Annotated in this window: 16 protein-coding genes; 9 read left to right on the top strand and 7 right to left on the bottom strand. The window is 71.4% G+C overall.

What is annotated here, in order from left to right:
* Positions 1–103 precede the first annotated feature (103 nt).
* Complete coding sequence (locus tag WME90_RS41905; RefSeq protein ID WP_437277697.1) at positions 104–727, top strand: hypothetical protein; 624 nt, start codon at positions 104–106, stop codon at positions 725–727.
* Here the strand turns inward: WME90_RS41905 and WME90_RS41900 are convergent.
* Positions 709–2,799, bottom strand: a complete 2,091-nt coding sequence (locus tag WME90_RS41900) for a carotenoid oxygenase family protein (protein WP_437277696.1) — start codon at positions 2,797–2,799, stop codon at positions 709–711. The two genes, WME90_RS41905 and WME90_RS41900, sit on opposite strands and share 19 nt — an antisense overlap.
* Before the next feature lie 265 nt (positions 2,800–3,064).
* Between WME90_RS41900 and WME90_RS41895 the strand changes: the two genes are divergently transcribed.
* From WME90_RS41895 to WME90_RS41885, 3 genes are all read left to right on the top strand, one after another.
* Positions 3,065–4,186 (top strand): site-2 protease family protein, encoded by a 1,122-nt coding sequence (locus WME90_RS41895; RefSeq protein ID WP_437277695.1) that lies wholly within the window; start codon positions 3,065–3,067, stop codon positions 4,184–4,186.
* A 77-nt stretch (positions 4,187–4,263) separates the two neighbouring features.
* Positions 4,264–4,680 carry a hypothetical protein gene (locus WME90_RS41890; RefSeq protein WP_437277694.1) on the top strand — a complete coding sequence of 139 codons (417 nt, stop codon included), beginning with the start codon at positions 4,264–4,266 and terminating at the stop codon, positions 4,678–4,680.
* A gap of 33 nt (positions 4,681–4,713) precedes the next feature.
* A complete protein-coding gene (locus WME90_RS41885) occupies positions 4,714–5,154 on the top strand; it encodes a hypothetical protein (protein ID WP_437277693.1) in 441 nt (146 codons plus the stop codon).
* Between the two features lie 3 nt (positions 5,155–5,157).
* On the opposite strand, the gene WME90_RS41880 is transcribed toward WME90_RS41885, so the two are convergent.
* Complete coding sequence (locus WME90_RS41880) at positions 5,158–6,585, bottom strand: sensor histidine kinase (protein ID WP_437277692.1); 1,428 nt, start codon at positions 6,583–6,585, stop codon at positions 5,158–5,160.
* A gap of 137 nt (positions 6,586–6,722) precedes the next feature.
* On the opposite strand from WME90_RS41880, the gene WME90_RS41875 reads away from it, so the two are divergent.
* The 4 genes from WME90_RS41875 to WME90_RS41860 all read left to right on the top strand — a co-directional run bounded on the left by WME90_RS41875 (position 6,723) and on the right by WME90_RS41860 (position 11,121).
* Positions 6,723–8,924, top strand: a complete 2,202-nt coding sequence (locus tag WME90_RS41875) for a putative metal-binding motif-containing protein (protein ID WP_437277691.1) — start codon at positions 6,723–6,725, stop codon at positions 8,922–8,924.
* Positions 8,925–8,972: 48 nt separating this feature from the next.
* Positions 8,973–9,905, top strand: a complete 933-nt coding sequence (locus tag WME90_RS41870; RefSeq protein ID WP_437277690.1) for an ABC transporter permease — start codon at positions 8,973–8,975, stop codon at positions 9,903–9,905.
* Positions 9,902–10,555, top strand: coding sequence for a hypothetical protein (locus tag WME90_RS41865; protein ID WP_437277689.1), 654 nt, complete (start codon positions 9,902–9,904; stop codon positions 10,553–10,555). The genes WME90_RS41870 and WME90_RS41865 overlap by 4 nt, the downstream gene beginning before the upstream one ends.
* 221 nt (positions 10,556–10,776) lie before the next feature.
* A complete protein-coding gene (locus tag WME90_RS41860) occupies positions 10,777–11,121 on the top strand; it encodes a DUF4288 domain-containing protein (RefSeq protein ID WP_437277688.1) in 345 nt (114 codons plus the stop codon).
* A 421-nt stretch (positions 11,122–11,542) separates the two neighbouring features.
* On the opposite strand, the gene WME90_RS41855 is transcribed toward WME90_RS41860, so the two are convergent.
* Positions 11,543–11,986 (bottom strand): hypothetical protein, encoded by a 444-nt coding sequence (locus WME90_RS41855; protein WP_437277687.1) that lies wholly within the window; start codon positions 11,984–11,986, stop codon positions 11,543–11,545.
* Positions 11,987–12,280: 294 nt separating this feature from the next.
* On the opposite strand from WME90_RS41855, the gene WME90_RS41850 reads away from it, so the two are divergent.
* Complete coding sequence (locus tag WME90_RS41850) at positions 12,281–13,165, top strand: zinc metalloprotease HtpX (protein ID WP_437277686.1); 885 nt, start codon at positions 12,281–12,283, stop codon at positions 13,163–13,165.
* A gap of 64 nt (positions 13,166–13,229) precedes the next feature.
* Here the strand turns inward: WME90_RS41850 and WME90_RS41845 are convergent, their stop codons facing one another.
* From WME90_RS41845 to glyS, 4 genes are all read right to left on the bottom strand, one after another.
* Positions 13,230–15,104 carry a TolB family protein gene (locus tag WME90_RS41845; protein ID WP_437277685.1) on the bottom strand — a complete coding sequence of 625 codons (1,875 nt, stop codon included), beginning with the start codon at positions 15,102–15,104 and terminating at the stop codon, positions 13,230–13,232.
* Between the two features lie 436 nt (positions 15,105–15,540).
* Positions 15,541–18,645 carry a hypothetical protein gene (locus tag WME90_RS41840; protein ID WP_437277684.1) on the bottom strand — a complete coding sequence of 1,035 codons (3,105 nt, stop codon included), beginning with the start codon at positions 18,643–18,645 and terminating at the stop codon, positions 15,541–15,543.
* Positions 18,646–18,844: 199 nt separating this feature from the next.
* The gene (locus WME90_RS41835) at positions 18,845–19,273 is read right to left on the bottom strand and encodes an ester cyclase (protein WP_437277683.1); all 429 of its coding nucleotides are present in this window, start codon (positions 19,271–19,273) and stop codon (positions 18,845–18,847) included.
* A gap of 325 nt (positions 19,274–19,598) precedes the next feature.
* Entirely contained in the window at positions 19,599–21,698 is a 2,100-nt protein-coding gene (gene glyS, locus WME90_RS41830; protein ID WP_437277682.1) for a glycine--tRNA ligase subunit beta, read from the bottom strand.
* Positions 21,699–21,737 lie beyond the last annotated feature (39 nt).

Genomic DNA, 21,737 nt, shown 5'->3' with positions numbered 1-21,737 from the left:
CGGCGTTGGCCGAACGGCGGCGGCGGAGCGCCGGATCGAGCTGCCCTGGCGAGGTTTGCAGGATCGGCGCGCGTCGGTCGCGGCGCCGCAACAGAGCAGAAACATGTCTCAGCGTCGCATTGCGGCCGTCGCCGCGTATCTCCCGGAGCGCGTCGTCACGAACCAAGAGCTCATCGCCAGCTACGGTGTCCCTCACTCTGCGGACTGGCTGCAGGAGACGACGGGGGCCGCGGAGCGGCGCTTTGCCGGTGTGGCGGAGACCACACTTTCCATGGCCGCGGCGGTGCTGCGGGAGCTCATCGAGGTGGGGCGGCTCCGCGATCCCTTCGTCGATGTCCTCATCATGACGAGCGACGACGGCGAGGCAGGGGACGCCGGCGGGGCAGAGCTCGCCGCGTGCATGGCCGGCCTCGTGCCCGCGCTGACGATCGATCTCTCGCCCGCTCAGGGCGGCTTCGCCGCGGCCGTCGAGGCGGCGAATCGGCACCTCGACAGGGGGTGTCGGCGCGTGCTCATCGTGGCGAGCGAGGTGCGGTCGCGGCGCCTGCGCGCGGGGCAGCCGTGGGGCAACCACCAGATCACGGAGATCCTGGGAGACGGCGCCAGCGGCGTGCTCCTCGAGCGGGTCGACGGCCTCGGGGCCGACGTCCCCCCGCGCTGCGCCGAGCCGCCCCCGTCTCGCGGCTCCGCGCCTTGCTTCGCCGCGGCTCACGCGAACCGCGGATAGACCTCCTCCTCGAACAGCGCCTTCACCTGGTCCCCGGGGGCCTCTGCCACGAACTCCTCGTAATCCTCCCGGACCGGCACCCGGTATCCGCCCCTCCACGGCGCGACCGCGTTGAGCCACGCCGTGTGGAGGGTCAGCCCCGGCCGGAACGCCGGGTGTCCCAGCTTGCAGAGCGGCCCTCGGGCCAGGTTCGTCGCGTCGAAGATCCAGACCTCGGCGCGGCACGGCGTCGCGACGAGCGCGACGACATACCCGTCCGTGTCGGCCCCGCTCCCGCCGCGCCGCGGCACGAACTGCAGCGAGCTCAGCCAGCACCCGACGGCGCGCCGCGGGAACTCGTAACGATCCTCGATCCGCATGGCGCGGTGGTTGAACCGGAACAGGCTGTCGGGGTGGCCGCCTTCCGCGCGCATCCGCCGGAGCGCGGGGAGGGGGAGCGACCTGTGCGGGTGCGCCGCGTAGAGCCGGTCGATGAACTCGGTCGACAGCTCGTCCCATATCCCGCCGCCGCGCCAGTAGACGTTCTCCAGGCGCTCCGGCGGCATCCACGACGCGCCGGTCTCCCGGTACGCGTAGAGGCCGACGCCGAGCGCCCGCGCCGCGTCGGCGAACACCGCCTGATCCACGACGCGCTCGGTCGCCGCGTCGAGGGTGTACCGGCCGATCCGGTTCACGTCCGCCTGCCCGAGCGGGAACAGGCCGCGCAGGCGCGGCGGCGCCGGCGTCTTGTCGGCCGCGTGCCGGTCGCAGGGCCGCAGCCACTCCCCGTGATCGGTGGCGCAGTTGTGCGCCGCGTGCACGGTGATGCGATCCCCCGCGTCCTCGTAGTCGACGAGGAAATGGAGCGTCTCCAGCGGGACGACGATCTTCTTCACGGCGACCGGCCCGCCGCCCGGCCGCAGCGCGTCCCGCCGGATCAGGTAGAACGTGGTGCTCGGCTCGTGGGGCATCGTCAGGAGCGAGCGGAGGAGGCGCTCGACCCCGGGGCTCTCCCTGGGGCTCCGGAACGCCACGCTCTCCAGGCCGATCCTGAAGGCGGTGTCCGCGAGCACGACCCAGCGCCGCGTCAGCCCGATCTGGTGCACGCTCTGCTCGATGCGCAGCGGCGCGCCGCTCGGCAGCACCAGCGTGTGCCGCTCCGGCTCGTTGTGCCCGTCCCACCGCAGCAGATGCACGAAATCGCCCGCCGGCTCGTCGAGCGCGACGCCGCCGAAGCGCGACGCCTGCCGCGCGAGGAGCTCGCCCGGCCCCGGCGGCGCGCTCGGGCGGAAGCGCGAGGGCAGGAGCTCGAGCGCGCGCTTCGCGAACGCCTCGATCCGATCGGCCCTCGGGCGGACGAGCTGCTGCTCGATCATCGACGCGGCCGCCGCCGCGAGCCGATCCCAGGAGCGCGGGAGCGCGCCGAGCTCATCGAGCCGCGGCAGCGACGCCACGAACAGGTGGAGGAGCGAGCGGCCGTAGTTGACGGTGAGCAGCTCGCCTCGCTCCGCGTCGAAGCACGGGTGCGCGGTCGAGAGCGTCATGGGAAAGGGATGATCGACGGGCGCGGCCGGGTACCATGTGCTGTTGCGCCCGACCGGCGTGACGAGCTCCAGCGTGGCCGGGTCGATCTCGTAGGGCCTGCCCGTGTCGCTCGTGACGAGCAGGCGCGCGGGCGCGCGCGGCGCGTGCATGGGCACGAACGCCGTGTTGAGGTGGTTCCGCAGGCCGAGGTGGGGCGAGAACCGGAGCAGCCCGGCGTCGCGGAAGCCGAGCGCCTCGAAGCGCGTGCCGGGGCGCGAGGCGGCGTCCGCGTGATAGCAGGGCGTGCGCGCGATCTTCGAGGTCAGCCGGACCGCGCCGCCGCGGCCGAAGTCGAGCCGGTAAATCATCCCATTGCCATTGAGGATCGGCGCGCCGTCCGCTCTGGGCAGGTCGCCGTCCACCGAGCCGACGGGCCCGATCGCGAACACGTGGCCCGTGAGGTCCCTGGGCACGCCGCCCGAGTGCGATGAGTCCAGGACCGTGAGCTCGACTTTCGTCAGCTCTTCCGTGCTCGCTGCCATCAATGCATCGGGGACGCGCTGGCGCATGACGACCTCGGTCACACAAAGCTACGCCAATCCGCGCGCCGCGTGGTGCCGCGCTGCGCCGCGCGCCCCCGAATGCTCCCTCCATCGTTCACCCCGCCGTGATTCCCGCCTGGGACGGACGCGCGCTGGCGGCCGGCGCGGCGCCGCGTGCCCTGCATTGTGCTGCGGCGCCGCGCAGCTGCCCTGGTTTTCCGCGCATTGGCGCCGTCTCGGCGGCTTGCGAAGGTGCTTGTCGGCCCCATCTGTACCCGTGATCAGGAGGCACATGTTCGACCAGGGGCTGACAGTCCTGCGGATCCGTGGAATCCCGATACGGCTGCACATCACATTGCTGATATTCCTGCCGTATGTCGCCTATGTGGCGTCGTCGCAGTTCTCGGTGATCGCGACGTCGCTCGGGATCCCGCGCGAGGAGCTGCGCCTGCCGCCGCTCGCCTGGGGGGCGATCCTGGCTGTCGGGCTGTTCGTCGCGGTGCTGGCGCACGAGATGGCCCACTCGCTCGTCGCGCTCAAGAACGGCATCCGGGTGCGCGCGATCACGCTGATGATGCTGGGCGGCGTCTCGCAGATGGAGCGCGATGATCCCGAGCACGAGGCGTGGATGGCGTTCGCCGGTCCGCTCATGAGCTTCGGTATCGCGCTCGGCAGCTACGTCGCGTATCGGCTGCTCCCGGTGTCGGCGGAGATCGGCGCGGGGCTCCTGGCCTTTGCGATCACGAACGCGCTCCTCGGCGCGTTCAACCTGCTGCCGGCCTTCCCGATGGATGGCGGCCGGGTGCTGCGCGGGCTGCTCCTGCGCCGTCTCGGGCGGACCCGCGCGACGCGCGTCGCGACCTCGATCGGCAAGGCGATGGCGGTGGCCTTCGGGCTCTTCGGGCTGCTGTCGTGGAACGTGATCCTCGTGCTCATCGCGGCGTTCGTCTACATGGGGGCTTCGGCCGAGCAGGCGCGCTCCAGCACGAACGAGCTCCTCCGCGGCATCCCGGTCGCGCGGTTCATGACCGACCGGCTCGGCGAGGCGTATGCGGACGAGAGCCCTCGCGCGGTGGCCGAGCGGCTCCTGCGCCACAACCTCGTCGGCGCGCGGGTGATCGACGATCCCCGGGACGGCGAGGGGCGCCGCGAGATCGGCGTCGTCACGGTCTGGGATCTCGCGCGCCAGCTGCAGGGCGGCGCCGCGCCGGCGACGGTGGGCGCGGTGATGCCCGTGGATGTGCCGAGAGCGCACGCGGACGACGACGCGTCCCGCTCGTTCGACGCGCTGGCGAGCGGCGAGGCGAGCGCGGTCGCGGTGCTCGACGAGGGGGAGCGCGTGATCGGCCTGGTGACCTCGGCGGAGATCCAGCGCGCGCTCGCGCTCGCCGGCGCGCTCCGCGCGGCCCGCTGAGCGCCGCGTCGGCCGAGATCTCGAGTCGCGCAGCGCTGGCACTCGCGTTGCTGAGTCGCGCCCCGAGGAGCAATGACGTGAAGCAGAGCAACAACGTGACTCCGCCCGTGCGAGGGCGGTCCAGATCTCTCGGTGTGACGAGGGCCTCGCTCGCCGCGGCTGCGCTCGCGGCCGGCGCCTCGCTGCTCATGGGGTGTATGGGCACGGTCGGGACCGAGGGTGGGTTCGTCGTGTCCGGCGTTCCGGCGGTGCGCGCCGAGGTCGTCCCGGTGGAGATCGCCGCGTATCCGCGCGTCTACTTCCGTGGGACGTTCGCGTACCTGGTCGACGGTCGCTGGTTTTACCCGACGAACCGGGGCTGGGTCATCTTCGAGCAGGAGCCCAGGGAGCTCCGGAACTACAGGCAGACGTACGAGACGTCGCCGCGGTACGTGCCTGAGCGCGAGCTGAGCTTTCCGCGCGAGCGGGGGCGCCGTTACTACACACCGCGCTGACGGCGAGGCAGCATCGAAAGGACGGGTACGAGGATGAATCAGGAGAAGAGCGTCTTTCCCCTCTGCGGCCTCGCGCTATCGAGCCTCCTGGCCATGGGCTGCTTCGTCGATGTGGGGCCCAGCGCCCAGCGCCGGCCCCGGCCTCAGCCGGCCGTCGGTAGCCTCACGGTGGAGTGGACCGTGGCCAACCGGACCGACACGCGGGTCTGCTCCCTGTACGGCCGCGGAGGAGCGGATTTCGAGCTGGTCGTCTACCGGGGCAGCCGCGAGGTGGCGAGAGAGTACGCCCGATGCGAGGACTTCAGCATGACCCTGGATCTCCCGCCCGATGACTACACCGCCATCGCGACGCTCGTGGAGCGGGGCAGCGAGCGCCCCGTCACCACGACGCTGAAGCTGGACGCCATCGACATCGTGAACGGCGCTGAGCTCAACCTCGATGTCGACTTCCCATCGAGCTCGTTCCTGCGATAGCGGCTAACCCGATCGCGGGATCGTGAGGCGCACCCGCGTCTCCCCGCGCGGCCCGTCCTCGATGGCGATACCGTAGTTTGTGTGCGCGGCGATCGCGTGCGCCGCGATGAGCGGCAGCGCCGGCGGCCGGCCCTGCGCGACCGCCTCGAAGTCGCGGCTCAGCACGACGCTCCGCGCCGCGGCCGGGAGCGGCGGGCCGGCGTCGTCGAAGGTGATCTCCACCCCGCTCGGGCCCTCGGAGAGGGTGACGAGCACCTCGCTGCCCGGCGGGGACGCGCTGATGGCGTGGTCGAGCAACGCGTGCAGCAGCACGGTCAGCGCGCCTTGCGGCACCACCTCCTGCGTGGTCTCCGGCGCCTCGACCACCACGCGCACGTCGTGGCGGGCCGCGCGCGCGAGATCGTCCTTCACGACGTCGCGCAGCACGTCGGCGACGTCGCAGTGGCGCGGGAACTCGTGGAGCGGACACGAGCCCAACCTGGCGAGATCGCTGACGATCTCGGACGCCGCGGTCACGTGGCGCCCCACCGAGGAGGCGGTCTCGCCGGCGTCGCCGCCGTGGGTCCGGAGCGGCGCGATGTCGCGGCCGATCGCCGACAGGATGCCGCGCAGCTGCGTCCCGAGCACGCGCACCGCGGCGACGAGCACCGCGAGGCTGTCGCCGCTCGGGGGCAGGTGCGACACCGGCTCGCTGCCGCCGAGCCGCGAGAGGACGCCGGACAGCGACCCCCGCTCGCGCTCGCCCTCGGCCCGCGAGAAGACCGCGGCGAGCTCGCGCGCGTAGGCCTCGCCCTGCGCCTGCGCCGCGGCGAGCTCCTTCTTGAGGCTCTCGACCTCGAGGCGCTGGAGATCGACGTCGGCGGGCAGCGTCAGCGTCTGCATCTGGCCGTCGAGCTCGAGCCGGCCGCCGTAGCGCAGCGCCATGCGCGACAGCCACACCCGCTCGGTCTCGAAGTTCACCGGCGTCTCGGGGCCGAGGTTGACCCGGACGCTCACCTCGTCGCCGACGCGGTGGATGCTCACCTCGGGCGCCCCGGTCAGGCTCGTGGGGTCGCCGCCCTGCGCGATGAGCACCTGGAGCATCCGCCGGAGCTCGGTCTCGTCGCCGAACACGGTGGTCCCTTCGCCCATCTCGATCTGCACGCGCGCCTCGGGCGCGACCTCCCAGAGGAGCGCCGTCAGGTCGACGCGGCCGCGCCGCCCGCGCGGCATGGGGCGGCCGTGGAGGGAGGCGAGCATGCTCACCGCCTCATCGAGGCGGTTGAGCGTGCTCTCGACGCCGCCCGAGCTGTCGTCCGGCGACGGCGACGGCGGCGGCGCGCTCTCGGTCGCGATCATCCCCACGCCCTGGCGGAGCTTCTGGGCGGCGCTCCGCGCCTCCTGGGCCAGCAGCCACGTCAGCTCGGGTCGGGTCAATCTGTCGCTGGTCACCCTGTTTTTCCCTCTATCCGCCACGCTCCGCGGAATCGCGCGCCATGATGCCAGACGTGGCGGTGCCCTGCTACGCTCATTGCCGCTCACCTCGTTCGATGCGGACTCGCACTTCCTCCTTCTTGACGCCTTCCTCCTTGACGCGTCTCGCCCTCCTCTGTGGAGCGGTCGCGGCGGCGGTCTCTTCGGGTGCTGCCTGCGCCTCGAGCGCCCCGAGCCCCTTCCCATCGGCCGCCGGAGCGGGCGGAGCCGGCGGTGAGGGCGGCGCGGGGAGCGCGGGGGGCGAGCAGGCCCCAGCGGACCCGACGCTGGGCGGCCCGTGTGTCGACGACGATCAGTGCGAGGACGGATTTCCCTGCACCTTCGACGCGTGCGACACCGTCCTGGGGCGGTGCCGTTTCACGCCGGACGACAGCGCCTGCCAGAACGACGTCTACTGCGACGGCGTCGAGCGCTGCAACCCGCGGCTCGGCTGCGTGCCCGGCGCGCCGATCGCGTGCGACGATCTGAACACCTGCACGATCGACGCGTGCGACGAGGCGACAAGGGCGTGCTCGAGCGCGCCGCGCGACGCCGATCTCGACGGCGATCCCGACGAGCACTGCGGCGGGGGCGACTGCGACGACGCCGATCCCACGGTGTCGTCGGCGCAGCCCGAGGTCTGCGGCAACGATCGCGACGACGACTGCGACGGGCGCGCCGATGAGGCCGGCTGCGTGTCGCCGGAGCACGACACGTGCTCGGACGCGCTGGAGATCACCGCGCCGGGCTCGTACGCGATGACGACGGCGGGCGCCGGCTTCGACTACGCGAGCTCGTGCGGCCTGTCCCGCCCTGCGAGCACGCACGACGTCGTGGCCGCGGTGATCTTGCCGGCAGGGCCGCCGGTCGACGTGGAGGTGACCGCGCGGACGGAGGCCCCCGACGAGGAGACGGAGGCCACCGACGTCGCCGTGACGCTCGCCGGCCAGTGCGGCGACGCCGCGACCGAGCTCGCGTGCGGGCGCCCCTACGAGACGGCGGACGGCGGCAAGCTCGCGAAGCTCCGGGCCCGCGGCCTCGGCGATCCGGAGCGGGCGACGGCGCTGCCGCTCTACGTGACGACGAAGGTGGGCGCGCCGGTCATCGTCGACGTGGCGTTCCTGCCGAAGGCGCCGGCGCCGGAGAACGAGACGTGCGGCACGGCGGCGCCCCTCTCGCCGGGCGCGCCGGTGCTGGCGACGATCCTGGACGCCGCGCGGGATCTCGGGAGCGCGTGCGAGACCGAGCTCGGGGAGCTCGTCTACACGTTCGAGCTCGAGGAGCCCCGGGACGTCGACCTCTACGCGATCTCGGCCGACGGCGACGGCGATCCCTCGATCTCGCTGCGGAGCGCCGCGTGCGCGCTGCCGGAGGACGAGCTCGCCTGCCAGACGGCGGCGGCGCCGCACCTCTTCCGGCGCGCGCTGCCCGCGGGGGTGTACACGGTCGCGGTCTCCGCGACGGCGCCGACGTCGGCGCTCGTCACGCTGGAGCTCTCGCCGCCGACCGAGCCGCCGCCGGACGAGCGGTGCGACGCGGCGGCCGAGCTCGCGCCGAACCGGACGGTCTCCGTGTCGCTCGTCGGCCACCAGGACGACGTGGATCTCGGCTGCGGTCCGGCGGCCGTCGACGCCGTGTACGCGCTCGAGCTGCCGGTCGCGTCCGACGTGCTCCTCGTCGAGCGGCTGTCGGCCGGTGACTCCGGCGCGATCGCGCTTTCCGCGCCGGCGTGCGGCGGCGAGGCCGATCGGCTCGCGTGCGGCGAGGGCGAGGTCACGCCGCTCCGGAGCGCGCGGCGCAACGTCCCGCCGGGGTCGTACCGCGTCGTGGCCGAGGCGCAGCTCGGCCAGCCCGTGAGCGTGACGGCGTTCGTCCGGCCGGCGGCGCCGCCCACGCTGGTGCCCTTCTCCGACGCGTGCGAGGGGGCGCTGGAGATCCCGGAGACCGGCGGCTTCTTCCAGGGCAACACGACAAACGCCGCCGCGGACTTCGACGCCGGCTGCGACCGCGCGGGCACGGCGGAGGGCGGCGCCCGGGACCAGCTCCTCCGGCTCACGCTCACCGCGCGCAGGCGGGTCGTGCTCGACATGGCCGGATCGAGCTACGAGACGCTGCTCTCGGTCCGCCGCGGCCCGAGCTGTCCCGGCACCGAAATGCCGCGTTCCTGCACGATCGGTGCGGACCCCCAGCGGAGCTTCCTCGATCTCGTGCTCGATCCTGGCGTGTATTACCTCCAGATCGACGGCCACGCGCTCGCGTACGGCCTGTGGTTTTTGGACGTGAGGGTCGTCGACGCCGTGGACGACGTCGATCCCTGACCGGCGGGCCTTTACAAGCTCCCCCTATCCCTTGCTAACGTCGCCCCGATGTTCGGCCGCATCTCTGCGATCGCCCTCAACACCTACCGGGAATCGCTTCGGGCGCGCATCCTCATCGGCCTCGCGGGCGTCGCCTTCGCTGTCGCGTTCTACTCGATCATCGTCGGCGCCTACACGCTCCGCAACGCGGCGCGGGTCGTCAGCGATCTCGGCGTCGCGTCGATCTCGCTCTTCAGCATCGCGGTCGCGGTCATCATCGGCGCGACGTCGCTGTACCGCGAGCTCGAGCAGAAGACGATCTTCCCGATCCTGGCGCGACCGGTGCGCCGCGGCGAGTACCTCGTCGGCAAGTACCTCGGCACGCTGCTCACGCTCGCGGTGTTCATCCTGGCCGACGCCGGGCTCGTGCTGCTGATCAGCTCCGTGCTGGCCGGCCGTTCGCTCGCCCTCGTGGTGGGCGCCGGCGCCGCCTCGCTCGCGGTGCTCGGGCTCGCGGCGTGGCGCTCGCCGCTCCTGCGCACGTACGGGTTCATCGCGTGGTCGGCGGTCTTCCTCGCGCTCGGCGTGCTCTTCTCGGACGGCGCGTCGACGGAGCGGCGCGTCGTCCTCGCGGGCGGCGCGCTCGCGTTCCTCGAGGTCGGCATCGTCGCGGCGATCGCGACGCTGTTCTCGTCGTTCTCGACGCCGTTCCTGTCCTCGCTGCTCACGCTCGGCGTCTTCCTCATCGGGCGGAACGCCGACTCGCTCGCCCGGCTGCCCGTGAAGTACTTCGGCCCCCAGATCAGCGCCGGGGCGCGCGTCGTCTCCAAGGTCGTCCCGAACCTCCAGATCTACGTGCCGCCGCGCCCGCTGCTCGCGGGCGAGATCGCCGACGCGAACCTCCTCGTGTACCTGGGCTGGGCGGCGATCACGTGCGCCGGCTGGGCGCTCGCTCTCCTCGCGGTGGCGACGTTCGTCTTCAAGAGACGCGACTTTCTGTGAAGCTCTCGGTCGTGCTCGGCGCCCTGCGCGGCCTCGCGGTCGCGGGCCTGCTCGTGGGCGCGGCGTCGCTGCGCGTGGTGGCCGCGGGCGAGCGCGAGATCGCGGAGAGCACGGAGGCCCTGCGCGCCGGCGATCCGCACGCGGCGGCGCTCCACGCGCGGCGGGCGGCGGGCTGGTACGCTCCCGGGGCGCCGCACGTCCGCGTGGCGTACGAGCGGCTGATCGCGCTCGCGACGGCGGCGGAAGGCCTCGGTCAGGCCGACACGGCGCTCTTCGCGTGGCGCGCGGTGCGCACGGCCGCCCTGGAGACGCGGTGGCTCACGACGCCGCACGCGGAGGATCTTGAGCTTGCCAACGCGGCCATCGCCCGCCTCTCGGCGGCGGCGCCGCGCCCGCCGGGCACCCGGACCGAGCCTGCGGCGGCGATCGAGCGGCAGCACCTCGCGGCGCTCGCGCGCGACGACGCGCCGCGGGTCGGCTGGGTCGTCGCGCTCGTCGGGGCGTTCGCTGCGTGGATCGCGGGCGCCGTCTGGGTGGTGCGGCGCGGGGTCACGGTGACCGGGCAGTGGGTGTGGCCGCGGGCGGTGCCGGGGCTCGCGGTGTGCGCGGCGGGGGTCGCCGTGTGGCTTCTGGCGATCTGGCAGGCGTGAGGCGCGGAAGGCGCATTCCGCGTCTACTCAGCTACGCCTGGTTGGTCGGCTTCAATGGGGCCGCCGCCTGCGCGGCGGAAGGTGGCCGACGTGCTGGGAGGAAAGAGAAGGGTCCGGACGGGTAGGACCCTACCGCCGCGCCCCGCGACAGGGCAGGCTGATCTCGGCATCACGTGGCGTTACACTCCCGGTCAAAGCCGCATAGACAAGCGAGTTCATCCATGGAATCCAGCCCGAACAACGAACTCTATGTTGCCGTTATACTCTACGAGTCTTGGTCACCGGACCCATCGTACACACCCATGTACGAAGAGTGCTTCGCGCTAGTGCGCGCCGAAAGTGAGGAGCAGGCACGCACGCGCGCCGAGCAACACAGTCGTGCGCATGAAACATGCTTCAACAATGTTCTAGGGCAGGAGATTCACTGGAAGCTGAAGCGCGTTGTGGATGTAAGCCGTGTTCTTTCGGACGCGCTTGATGACGGCGCGGACATCTACGCGCGGCATTTCAAGAACTATGAGGCTTACCACGCGTTCGAGCCGTTGCTCGGCGGCAGTATCGACTGACAGATGATTTGGGAGGGGGGTGGAGCGTGCGCAGGGGCGTCATTGTCGGGATTGTGCTCTCAAGCCTGTTTGGGACTCTTGCGCCGATCCCGCCGTTGTTCGGACCCTCGCTCGCGCTGGCTCAGGGCTGCAACACGAACGAAAACCTCGGCGATATTGCGGTGTCGTTCGTCGCCAGATGTTGCAAGGGATCCATTCTTCGTGAGTTCCCAGGCCAGCTACTGTGGACAACGATCCGAGAGATCCGACGCGGAACAACAGCGGACCACAAGAAGGCTTGGAAGCTGCTGAACGACCGTCGTTTCAGGAGGTAGCTTGAGGGGCGAAGGCTACCGCACCGAAGCGTCGGCGATCACCGTTGCGACCAGGACGATCGCAGTCACGACGGCAAGCGCCCACGACAGGGAGATCGTGTCGTGATCTATTCAGGGAAACGCAGCGTCTCGACCCGGGTGCCGTCCTCCCCTCGGATCTCTTCGCCAGACCAATCCCAGCTCACGCCGCCCTTGCCCGGCGGTCTGCGATCGTAGGTGACGCCCTCCAGCGTGAGCTGGTCCTCGTCGATCAAGGCGCCGCCGCGGTCGGGTCCTCCCTCGCCGCCGCGACACGACCAGGTGCCGTTCCCCGCGGCCCCGCCCGGTGCGCCTCGGCCGCCGTCGCCGCCTTCTTCCGGCTCCCCGCCGTCCCCGCCCGGCCCGGCGCCGAGCGTCTTCAGCGGGCTGTCGCGCACCGCCAGCTTAACGTGAAGCACGGCGATGCCGGTGTTGGGCTGGTCGTTCCCGCCGCCTCTGCCGCCTCGACCGTCGCAGCCCCCTGCGCCGCCCGATCCGCCGCCGGCTCCTCCCTTGGAGGCCACGTCGCACACGGCGAGCCCGCCGCTCCTCGCCTGCCCGGCAGAAACCGCTTGACGAGGGAAACACCTGCTACCGCGTTTGCGGAACCAGGGACTGACGAGGTGGTGGCAGGGGCGAAATGGGGCGGTGGGGCGAAACGGGGCGGGCCAGCCGGGGTGGCGGTCAGGATGGCCACAGGAGGGAATGCGCTGGATACGACAGCTGCTGATCGGGGGGCGCGGGGGATTGCAATGCGACGCGCGCGACACATCGATCTCCGGGGAGCGGCTTTTGCAGCGCTCCGTTCCGAGGAGGAAACGAAGTTCATGAAGAATCAGATCAAGACGATCCTGTTGCTCGGCGTCATGTCGGCAATCCTGGTGTCCATCGGCGGGGCGCTGGGGCCGGGGTACCTCGTCTTGTTCGGCGTGCTCGCGCTCGCGATGAACCTCGGTGCGTATTTCATGTCCGATCGCATCGTGCTCGCGGTGCACCGGGCCGCCGAGGTCTCGCCGCTCGATGCTCCGGAGCTGCACCGGATGGTGGAGCAGCTCTCGATCCGGGCGGGGATCCCGAAGCCCCGCGTCTACGTCATCCCGGACGCGCAGCCGAACGCCTTTGCCACGGGGCGTAACCCGGAGCACGGCGTCGTGGCGGTGACCGAGGGCATCATGCAGCTCCTGAGCGAGCGCGAGCTGCGCGGCGTGCTGGCGCACGAGATCGCGCACATCAAGAACCGCGACATCCTTGTATCGACGATCGCGGCGGCGTTCGCCTCGGGCATCACGTGGGTGGCCCACGCCGTGAGCTTCGCCGGGATGTTCGGCGGATCGTCGGACGACGAGGAGGGCGGGAGCCCGCTCGGCGGGCTGGCCCTGGCGATCGTCGCGCCGATCGCAGCGACCCTGGTGCAGCTCGGCATCTCGCGGTCGCGCGAGTACATGGCGGACGAGCTCGGCGCCAAGCTGTCCGGAGACCCGGAGGCGCTCGCCAGCGCGCTGTCCAAGCTGGAGCACGGGGTGGCGCTCGTGCCCCCCGAGGCGGCGCGGCCGGCGACGGCCAGCCTCTTCATCGTGAACCCGCTCGCCGGGGCTGGCTCGGTGCTGAAGTGGTTCTCGACGCACCCGACGACCGAGGAGCGCGTGAGCCGGCTGCTCTCGATGGCGTCGAGCGGCCGGACGGCGCGGGGGTTTTCGAGCGCGATGGCCTGACGGCGAGCGCCGCCGTCTCGGCGCCGATGCGCGGCAGCGCGACGATGCGCGGCAGCGCGACTAACTAATTGATCGCTGCGATGCAGGTGTACGTCACGCCGTCATCGGCTGTGTCGCAGTAAGAGCCGCTCTGGCAACAGTCGTTCACGGGATCGCAGATCTGATCGACGTCGAGGATCTCCGAGCATACGGACCCCGGCGTGGTTCCCCCCGCGCCGCCTGCCCCTGCGCCGCCCGCGCCTACGCCGCCGCTCCCGCCCCCGCCGCTGTTGTCCTCGTTGATGTCGAGGGTCCAGTAGGCGCGGTGGTTGTTCTCGTCGAGACCCTGGAACGGGACGCGGAACGCCGGGTAGCTCGGGTCCTGGCCTGCAGCAGCCTTCTGGACGTCGATAGCGGCCACCCAGATCTGCTGGGTCCCCTCGGGGCGAACGACGCCGTACTCCCGCTTCGTGTTGAACGCGATCCAGTTGAGATCGCCTGGCGGCGCCCAGGTCGGCTGGCTGTTCTGATACTGCCCGTCGGTCATCTGGTTCGACGTGACGCGGTTCGCGTTGAGGAGCTCCACCGGCTGGCCGCCGCTCGCGCTGAGGACCAGGAGCTGAGCCGTGTTGTCACCGTGGCCGCCCTTCCCCTGCGAGAACGCGATCCATGCCGCGTCCGGAGAGAAGCTCGGGAAGAGGTTGCTCTTCTTGGCGGGCGGCGCGAGCAGGACCGATGACTGCCCCCAGGTGCCGTCGCTGTACGGGATACGCGCGAGCGATGCGCCGCCGGGAGCGTCGCCGTCGCCCGTGGCGAAGACGACCTCCGTCCCGAGGGGTGACCAGTCCGGGTGCGTCCCCTTCAGCGCGCCGGTCGGGAGATCGTTGACATAGGCGCCGGTCTCCCGCTCGACCATCCACATCGCTCCCTTCGACGCGGCGACGACCCGCGCGTCGTCGGGCGAGATCGTCGCAAAGACGTGTCCGTCCGTGTCCTTCACGCTCTTGACGAGCGGGTCGGGTGGCGCGTCCGGCGTTACCCCGAGGATCCACAGGCTGTTCCCGGAGTCGGCGGACACAGGGGCCGCCATGTACTTGCCATCGCGCGAGACAACGTGGCATGCGACACACTTGACCTTGTCGCCGTCGGAGTACGTAGTCGGGGGCTTGCCCACGATATAGTCCTCCGGAGCTTGGCGAGAGATCTTGCCCCGCCGCACGCCGGCAGAGGTCGTCGACCAGTAGAAGATAGCGCCTTTCACGTCCTGCTTGGAGAAGCCTATCTCGATGGCGGCCGATCGGCGCACGGTGGCGGGCGTCGTCGAGGTATCGAGCGCGTCGACCGTCCACGTGGCGGTCCCGCCGGCATTGGAGCCAGCGATGTAGTTCCAGGTCGTCTCGTCCACCTCCCAGCACCCGGCGGCGGGGCTGGCCTGCTTGCAGAGGCCGTGCGCGCCGTCCGTGAATACGGTGACCGTGGAGCTCGCGCCCGTGAATACGAGCCGGAACTCCGTGAACCCCTGACTCCGCCACTGGAACAGGGTGCGGTAGACGTTGCGCGGAAAGCGCGTTTGATCGCTCGGGTAAACGATGCTCGGCGCGGGAGCGCCCGTGACGGGGGGCCCCGCCCAGGCGCCTTGATCGCTCGGCGCACCGAGGACCGCGCTCAGGTGGAGCACGACGGTCGTCTCTCCCGTCACGCATCCATCGCTCGCAGCGACTCGCACCGTGCCGCCCGCCGAGGCGAAAGGCGCCAGAACACCGCCCGCGATCGTCCCCGTGGGCGTGTCGTCGCCGCGCGTCGCGGACCAGGTGAGCGCCCCCGGCTCAAGCTCCCTCGTGGTGCCATCGGAGAGCGTCCCGGTGGCCGTGAAGGTGATCGGCGCAGCGGAGCGGCCATCGATCTCCACCGTGGAGTTGTCAGGCGACAGGGCGATCGACTGCAGCCCTGGGATGCACACGACGTGTCCGCCACCTGCGCCGCCTGTGCTACCTGCGCCACCTCCGCCATCTGCGCCGCTTGTGCTGCCTTGACCGACACCTGTGCTGCCTTGACCGACACCTGTGCTGCCCGTGGACACCCCCTCCACCTCAGTGTCGCTCCCGCAGGAGCAGCCCCCTATACAGAACGCGAGCAAGACCGGAAACAGCGAGAACCGCATCGGCGCCTCCCACGGAGTCAGCGAGAACCCCATTCCGGCAGGCTATATCGGGCACTGCACGCGAGTAAAGCGAGCGTCGATTGTCGAGCGTCAACTCATTGGCTGTGAGTTGCGTTACGGGTCTGCCCGTTAACCCATCTTCACCAATCAAGGGGCCGTCCGCCCTGGCCATCCGATAGCGCGTTGGTCGCGAATTCTAGCTCAACAACCTACCTACGCATCGAAGGGCCCGCCCTCACTCCACATCTTCCGGGTCACCGTCGTCGTCATCGTTGTCGTCGTCCTCGCCGTTATCCTCGCCGTCCTCTTCCTGCTCGGGGGGCTTCGGCGCGAGCACCACGGGCGGGTAGTGCTCGCCGGAGGTGTCACGGCGCCCGGCCTCCCACGCGTCCTCGAGGTTGACGAGCTCATACCAGCCGAGGCGATTCACGGCCTCGAAGAAGAACCTGCCGTCAGCGCTCGGCTCGAAGCTGAGGGGCTCCGGCTCGAGCTCGGCGAGCGTGCGAACGCCGCCGTCGTAGATGCCCCAGATCCGGATCGGCTTGCCTTCGGAGGCCTCCAGCACGGCCACGCGGCCCCCCGCGGCGCTCTCCACGACGCGCAGATCCAGGTCGCCGCGCGCTTCGAGCCTGGAGGCGCCGCCGCTGACCGAGAAGATCCAGGTCTCCGACGAGGTGCCGACGATCACCCGCCCCGAGGCGAGCGCCTCGAGCGTGTAGATCTCGTCCTCGCTCTCCTCCTTGCTGAAGTCGTGCACGAGGAGCGGCTTGCCGTGCGGGAGGTCTACCCACCAGAGCTTTGTGTCGCCGTCTGTCGCCACGAGGGCGGCGCTCCGATCCGCGCTCACCAGGCCTGTCGATGAGGGGGAGCTCGCCTTCACCGCGGTCTCGATGAGCTCACCGTCCTTCAGCACGGCAAAGACGAACGAGCGCCGGCCTTCCTTCTTCCACCCGATGTACACGTCGGCGGGGCGGTAGCGCTCGATCTCCCGGGCGCCCGGCCCGAATTGCGCGCGCACGTCCTTCGGGATGTCGTCCTCGTCCTCTGGCAGCGGGCGCTGCTCGCCCAGGTAGCGCAGGCCGACGCGGCCCGGGGCAGGCTCGATGGCGTACTCCTCGGGCGCCCTCTTCGGGCCGGACTCGGGCGCCTCGTCGTCGTCGTCGTCGTCGTCGGACGGCGTGTACACGGCGACCTCGGGGGACGTGGCGAGCCGCTCGACCAGCGCGTCGAGGCCGAGCAGCTCGTAGGTGTCGCCGTCGTGATCCATGAAGGCTCGGCCCTCGGCGATCCGGACCTCGCCCACGGAGGCCTTCACGCGGGCCACGCGGCGCAGCGTGCCCCCGTCGAAGCCGACGATGGTCAGCCCGTCCTCGGAGTCCTCGCCCTCGTAGCTCTTGACGAGGAGCAGCCGGCCGCCGAGGGCGGGGGTGAGGCCGTAACCGCTCACGCCCCAGCGCTGCTCGAGGACGGCGCCCTCTCCCTCGCGGCGGTAGACGTCGAGCGACTCGCCCGTGGCGAGGATGACGCGGTCCTCCGCGCCGTAGGCAATCTCGGTGATCGACGCGTCGTGCTCGAAGAGGCGGCGCAGCTTGCCGTCCGCGAAGGAGAGCTCGGCGACGAGCTTGTAGTCGAACCCGTACAGCGCGGCGCCGCCGTCCTCGCGCGCCGCGATGTAGCCGTGGGGGCCGGGCAGCGCCTCGCCCTCGGCGCGCTTCAGCTCCCCGCCCTCGATCCAGGCGGCCGTCACCGGCTTGCGCCGGAGCTTCGCGATGCCGTAGACGCGGCCGCCGGGCGCGACCGAGACACAGGAGGTCGACCCGAACAGCTCGCGCTCCGCGCGCTCGATCTCGGGCTCCGAGGGCACCTCGCGCGACCTCCGCCGCTCCACGCGGAGCGCGCCCTCCAGCACCTCTGGCCGGGCGCCCTCTTCCTCGTCGCCCTCGCCGGCCGCGCTCTCGCCCTCATCGGACGCGCTCTCGCCTTCGTCGTCGCCGGGCTCGCGCTTCTTCAGCTCGGGGAAGGACTCCGGCTGCGCCGCGAAGCGAGCGGCGAGCTCCTCCAGGCCGAGCAGCTCGTAGTACTCGCTACCGTCCTCCACGATGACGCGGGCGCCGTCGATCACGATCTCGCCGACCGCGATGCGCACGCGAGCCAGCCGGCGCACCGTGGATCCATCGTGGCCGAGGATGGTGACGCCGTCCGCGCTCTCGTCCTCGTCGTCGAAGCACTTCAAGAGGAGCAGGCGTCCGCCGAAGACCGAGCGCATCCCGTAGCTGTCGAGGTCCCAGCGCCCCTCGAGCGCGAGGCCCGAGCCCTCCCGGCGGTAGACCTCGATCGTGTCGCTCGCGACCAGCACCCGGTCCTCCGGGCCGTAGGCGACGTCGGAGAAGGGCTCGTCGTGCTCCAGGAGGCGTCGCACGGAGCCCGCCGCAAATACGACCTCCCACACGGCCTCCGAATCCTCCCCGATCAGCGCCGCGCCGCCGTCGTCGCGCGCGGCGAGGGACACGCCGTGCGTGGTGGCGAGCGGATCGCCCTGAGCGGTGCGGCGCTCGCCGTTCTCGATCCACGCGGCGACGGGCGGCTTTCGCTTCGGCTTGGCGACTCCGAAGACGAGGCCGTTCGGCGCGATCAGCCACTCGCCGCTCTGCCCGAAGAGCTTCAGTTGCTCTTCGGAGGGCTCGGGCACCTTGTAGCCCGGCACGCGCTCCAGCCGGAGCCCGCCGGAGATGACCCTGGGCTTGTCGTCGTCGTCGTCGCTGGTCTCCGCCTCGTCCGCGTCGTGGTCGTCGTCCGCCGCGCTCGCCGACGAGCGCTCCTCCGCGGGAGGCGCGGCGCGCGCCGCCTTGCGCGCGGCTTCGACCTCCGGATCCACCGAGCACGCGGCCTCGAAGCGCACGCCTCCGCCGAAGCGGGGCAGCTCGACGGGCCACCTCGGGCCCGTGGGGGGCTCGGGTCGTTGCTCGGCGGACCAGGCGTCCCAGTCGGTGTCGCTCTCGATCGCCTCGGCCAGGGAGGCCACCTCGATCGGGTGCGCGCCGTGCGCCGCGGTGAGGGCCCGCTGGACCGCGCGCGCCATGTCGTCGATGCAGGCCTTGCTCCACCCCGCCGGCCGCACCCGCACGAGCGCCCAGCGATCGGCCCACTGGAAGGGCTCGCAGTGCTCCACCGCGCGCGGGTCGAGCGCCCGCTCCCACGCCTCGCCGATGGCGCGCCGCGCGGCCGCGTCCGCGGGCGCCACGAAGCAGAGCTCGTAGGAGAACAGGTCCCCTTCGAGGTCGAACCAATCGCTCGGCGCTGCCCCGAAGAACGCGAACGGATAGGGCGGAGATCCCGGCATGGGGAGGAACGGTATCGCAGGGGAAAGGTCAGGCGAAACGATTTGAGGATGTCAAGGGTGACTGGCCAAGCTCGCTTCCGGCGACAGGAGACAAGAGCCAACGGCGGCGAGCGCGACGGATTGACGACCGCGTCGGCGAGCGGCGACTGGAGCGTGGCAGCTGGAGGTCAGGGACCGTGATTCAGGGGTACATCGCTGCTCACGTCGAAGCCGGCGCGCCCGGCTCGAGCCGCGCCCCGAGCTGCAGGAGCCGGCCCAGATCATCGGCGTTCCGCCAGGTCTCGACGATCTTCCCGTCCACGATGTGGTGAATGAACATCGCGGTGAACGTCTGCTGCCGGCCGTGGCTCGGGATGCCCAGGAAGCTTGCCTGTGCGCACGTGTTCTTCGCGCGCACGACCACCTTGTCCCCTTCGGCGATCACGTCCTCGATCGACCATGTTTGCTCGATGGCGCCGAATGTCCCGAAGAGCGTGCGGAGCCCTTCCGGCCCTGCGGGGAGCGCGGGCGGACCGCCGTGCATCCTCCACGACGGAGAGATCATCTCGCAGAGCTCGTCGATCTTGTGTTCGCTCACGAGATCGAGAAACCGTCGCGCGATCGACTTGTTATGCTCGATTGAAGACATCGCTACACACCCTCCTCGTGTCATGCCGAGAGCGCATCGCCGCTCGGCTGACCTGTGATCGGCTCCCGACGCCTGGTCGATCGCGCCGCCGGGGGTTGTTGCGGGCGGCGTGGCGCTGGTGCCGTGTTGTTGCCGCGTTGGTGCAGGTGTGGTGCCAGGCGCCGCAGCCGGGCGCTCCCGCCGAGGAGCTGGCTGCTCCACGTGGCGTCGTGCTCACGCGCCCCGATCGAACGATCGCCGATGACGGCGCCAGCCACCACCAGCCTGGGGGGCGGCGCCTCCATGGTGGTGTCGGGCGCGCCGGCAAGCCGCCGCGCCCGCCCCGCTACGACGCCGCGCGCGGCGCCTCGCCGAGGAGCTCCAGCCTGGCCAGGCTCCCGCAGGTCTCCGACAGGGCGCGCATCAGCCGCAGCCGGTTGTCCCGCACGGCCGCGTCGTCGGTCATCACGAACACGTCGATGAAATACTGGTGCAAGAGCGGCGCGAAATCCGCCACCGCCCTGAACGCGGCGTCGTACGAGCCGCTCCGGACGTCCGACGCGATCTGCTCGCGCAGCTTGAGGTACCCCGCGAAGAGCGCCGTCTCGCTCGGGTGCACGTCCTGGCCGAACGGCGCCACCGGCTCGCCGGCAGGCGCCTTGTCGGCGATGTTCGTGGCCCGCTTGAAGACCTCGCCCACCCGCGCGCGCACCTCCGGGCTCAGCGCGTCGATCGCGCGCACGCGCGCCCTGAGATCGAGCGGGCGATCCGCGGCGACGCGCAGGCACGCGAGGACCGCGTCCTGCGGGAGTCGGTCGGAGAGCAGGCCCCGCAGCCGCTCGGAGAAGAACTCGCCGAGGCGCGTCGCGAGCTCCTCGCGCGAGACGTTGAGCTCCACCCCGGCGTAGCCGTCGTACGCGGCGTGGAACGCGGCGCCGAGGCGCAGATCGAGATCGCGATCCAGCAGCGTGCGCAGCACGCCGAGGCACGCGCGGCGCAGCCCGTACGGGTCGGCGGTGCTCGTGGGGACGAGCCCGATCGCGAAGCAGCCGACCAGCGTGTCGAGCCGATCGGCCATCGCGACCAGCGCGCCGGCGTGCGTCGGCGCCGTCGCGTCCGCGGCGCCCTTCGGCAGGTAGTGATCGCGGATGACGTCGGCCACCTCCGGGCTGACCCCCTGGGAGAGCGCGTAGGCGCGGCCCATCTCGCCCTGGAGCTCGGGGAACTCGCCCACCATCAGCGCGACGAGATCGCACTTCGCGAGGTGCGCCCCCGAGGCCGCCGCCACCAGCGTCTGCTCGGGCAGCATCAGGAGCAGGCCGAGCTCGCGGGCGAGCCGCTCGACCCGCTCGGCCTTCGCCAGCACGCTGCCGAGCCGCTTCTGGAACACGATCCCGCCGAGCTTCTCGCGGCGGCTCGCGAGCGGGACCTTGACGTCCTCCCGGTAGAAGAACTGCGCGTCCGACAGGCGCGAGCGCATCGTGTTGTCGTTGCCGCGCTTGATCTTCTCGGGCGCCTCCGCGGTGTTCACGACCGCCAGGTACCGCGGGAGCAGCGCCCCGGTCTTCGCGTCGCGGACGCCGAAATAGCGCTGGTGGCCTCGCGCGACCTCGAGGATCACCCGCTCCGGCAGCTCGAGGAACCGCTCCTCGAAGCTGCCGACGATGACGTGCGGCTCCTCCACGAGGGAGAGGTTCTCGCCGATCAGGAAGTCGTCCTCGATGAGCACCCCGCCCGCGTCCCGCGCCGCGGCGAGCAGGCGCTCGCGCATCAGGCGCGCGCGCGCCTCGGGGTCGACGAGCACGTGCGCCGCGCGCATCGCCTCGACGTAGTCCTTCGCGGCGCCGATCGCGATCTCGCCCGACCCGAGGAAGCGGTGGCCGCGGCTCGTGCGCCCGCTGCGGACGCCGGCGATCTCGACGGGGATGACCTCGCCGCCGGAGAGCGCGACAAGCCACTGGATGGGGCGGCCGAACGCGAAATCTCCCTGCCCCCAGCGCATCGACTTGCGGAAGGGGATGGCCGCGATGAGCGACGTCAGGACCTCCGGGAGGAGCTCGGCCGCGGGCTTGCCGGCCTCACGGCGGGTGCCCGCGAGGTACTCGCCCTTCGGCCCCTCGACGCGGCGCAGATCCGCGACGGAACAGCCGAGCTTCTGCGCGAACGCCTCGGCCGCCTTCGTGGGCGCGCCGTCCTTGAAGGCCGCCTTGACCGGCGGGCCGGTGACCTCCTCCTCGAGATCCGGCTGGCGCGCCGCGACGCCGGAGACGAGCAGCGCGAGCCGACGCGGGGTGCCGAGCGCGCGCACCGCGCCGTGGCGGAGCCTGAGCTCCGCGAGGCGCTTCGTTGCGAGATCCGGGAGCGCGCGGAGCGCGGCCTCGACAAACGACGAGGGGAGCTCCTCGACGCCGATTTCGAGCAGGAGATCGCTCGCTTCGTTGGACATGGGACCGCGGACGCTACCCCAGAACCGCTCGTTCGGCGA

The organism is Sorangium sp. So ce375 (assembly GCF_051473855.1).
GTDB lineage: Bacteria > Myxococcota_A > Polyangia > Polyangiales > Polyangiaceae > Sorangium.
This window is presented reverse-complemented; position numbering and strand designations above follow the sequence as displayed.

Bases quoted from the DNA above. Each gene is read 5' to 3' on its own strand.
- WME90_RS41905 (WP_437277697.1), top strand. From the start codon at position 104: ATGTCTCAGCGTCGCATTGCGGCCGTCGCCGCGTATCTCCCGGAGCGC.
- WME90_RS41900 (WP_437277696.1), bottom strand. From the start codon at position 2,799: ATGCGCCAGCGCGTCCCCGATGCATTGATGGCAGCGAGCACGGAAGAG.
- WME90_RS41895 (WP_437277695.1), top strand. From the start codon at position 3,065: ATGTTCGACCAGGGGCTGACAGTCCTGCGGATCCGTGGAATCCCGATA.
- WME90_RS41885 (WP_437277693.1), top strand. From the start codon at position 4,714: ATGAATCAGGAGAAGAGCGTCTTTCCCCTCTGCGGCCTCGCGCTATCG.
- WME90_RS41870 (WP_437277690.1), top strand. From the start codon at position 8,973: ATGTTCGGCCGCATCTCTGCGATCGCCCTCAACACCTACCGGGAATCG.
- WME90_RS41860 (WP_437277688.1), top strand. From the start codon at position 10,777: ATGGAATCCAGCCCGAACAACGAACTCTATGTTGCCGTTATACTCTAC.
- WME90_RS41850 (WP_437277686.1), top strand. From the start codon at position 12,281: ATGAAGAATCAGATCAAGACGATCCTGTTGCTCGGCGTCATGTCGGCA.
- WME90_RS41840 (WP_437277684.1), bottom strand. From the start codon at position 18,645: ATGCCGGGATCTCCGCCCTATCCGTTCGCGTTCTTCGGGGCAGCGCCG.
- WME90_RS41835 (WP_437277683.1), bottom strand. From the start codon at position 19,273: ATGTCTTCAATCGAGCATAACAAGTCGATCGCGCGACGGTTTCTCGAT.
- glyS (WP_437277682.1), bottom strand. From the start codon at position 21,698: ATGTCCAACGAAGCGAGCGATCTCCTGCTCGAAATCGGCGTCGAGGAG.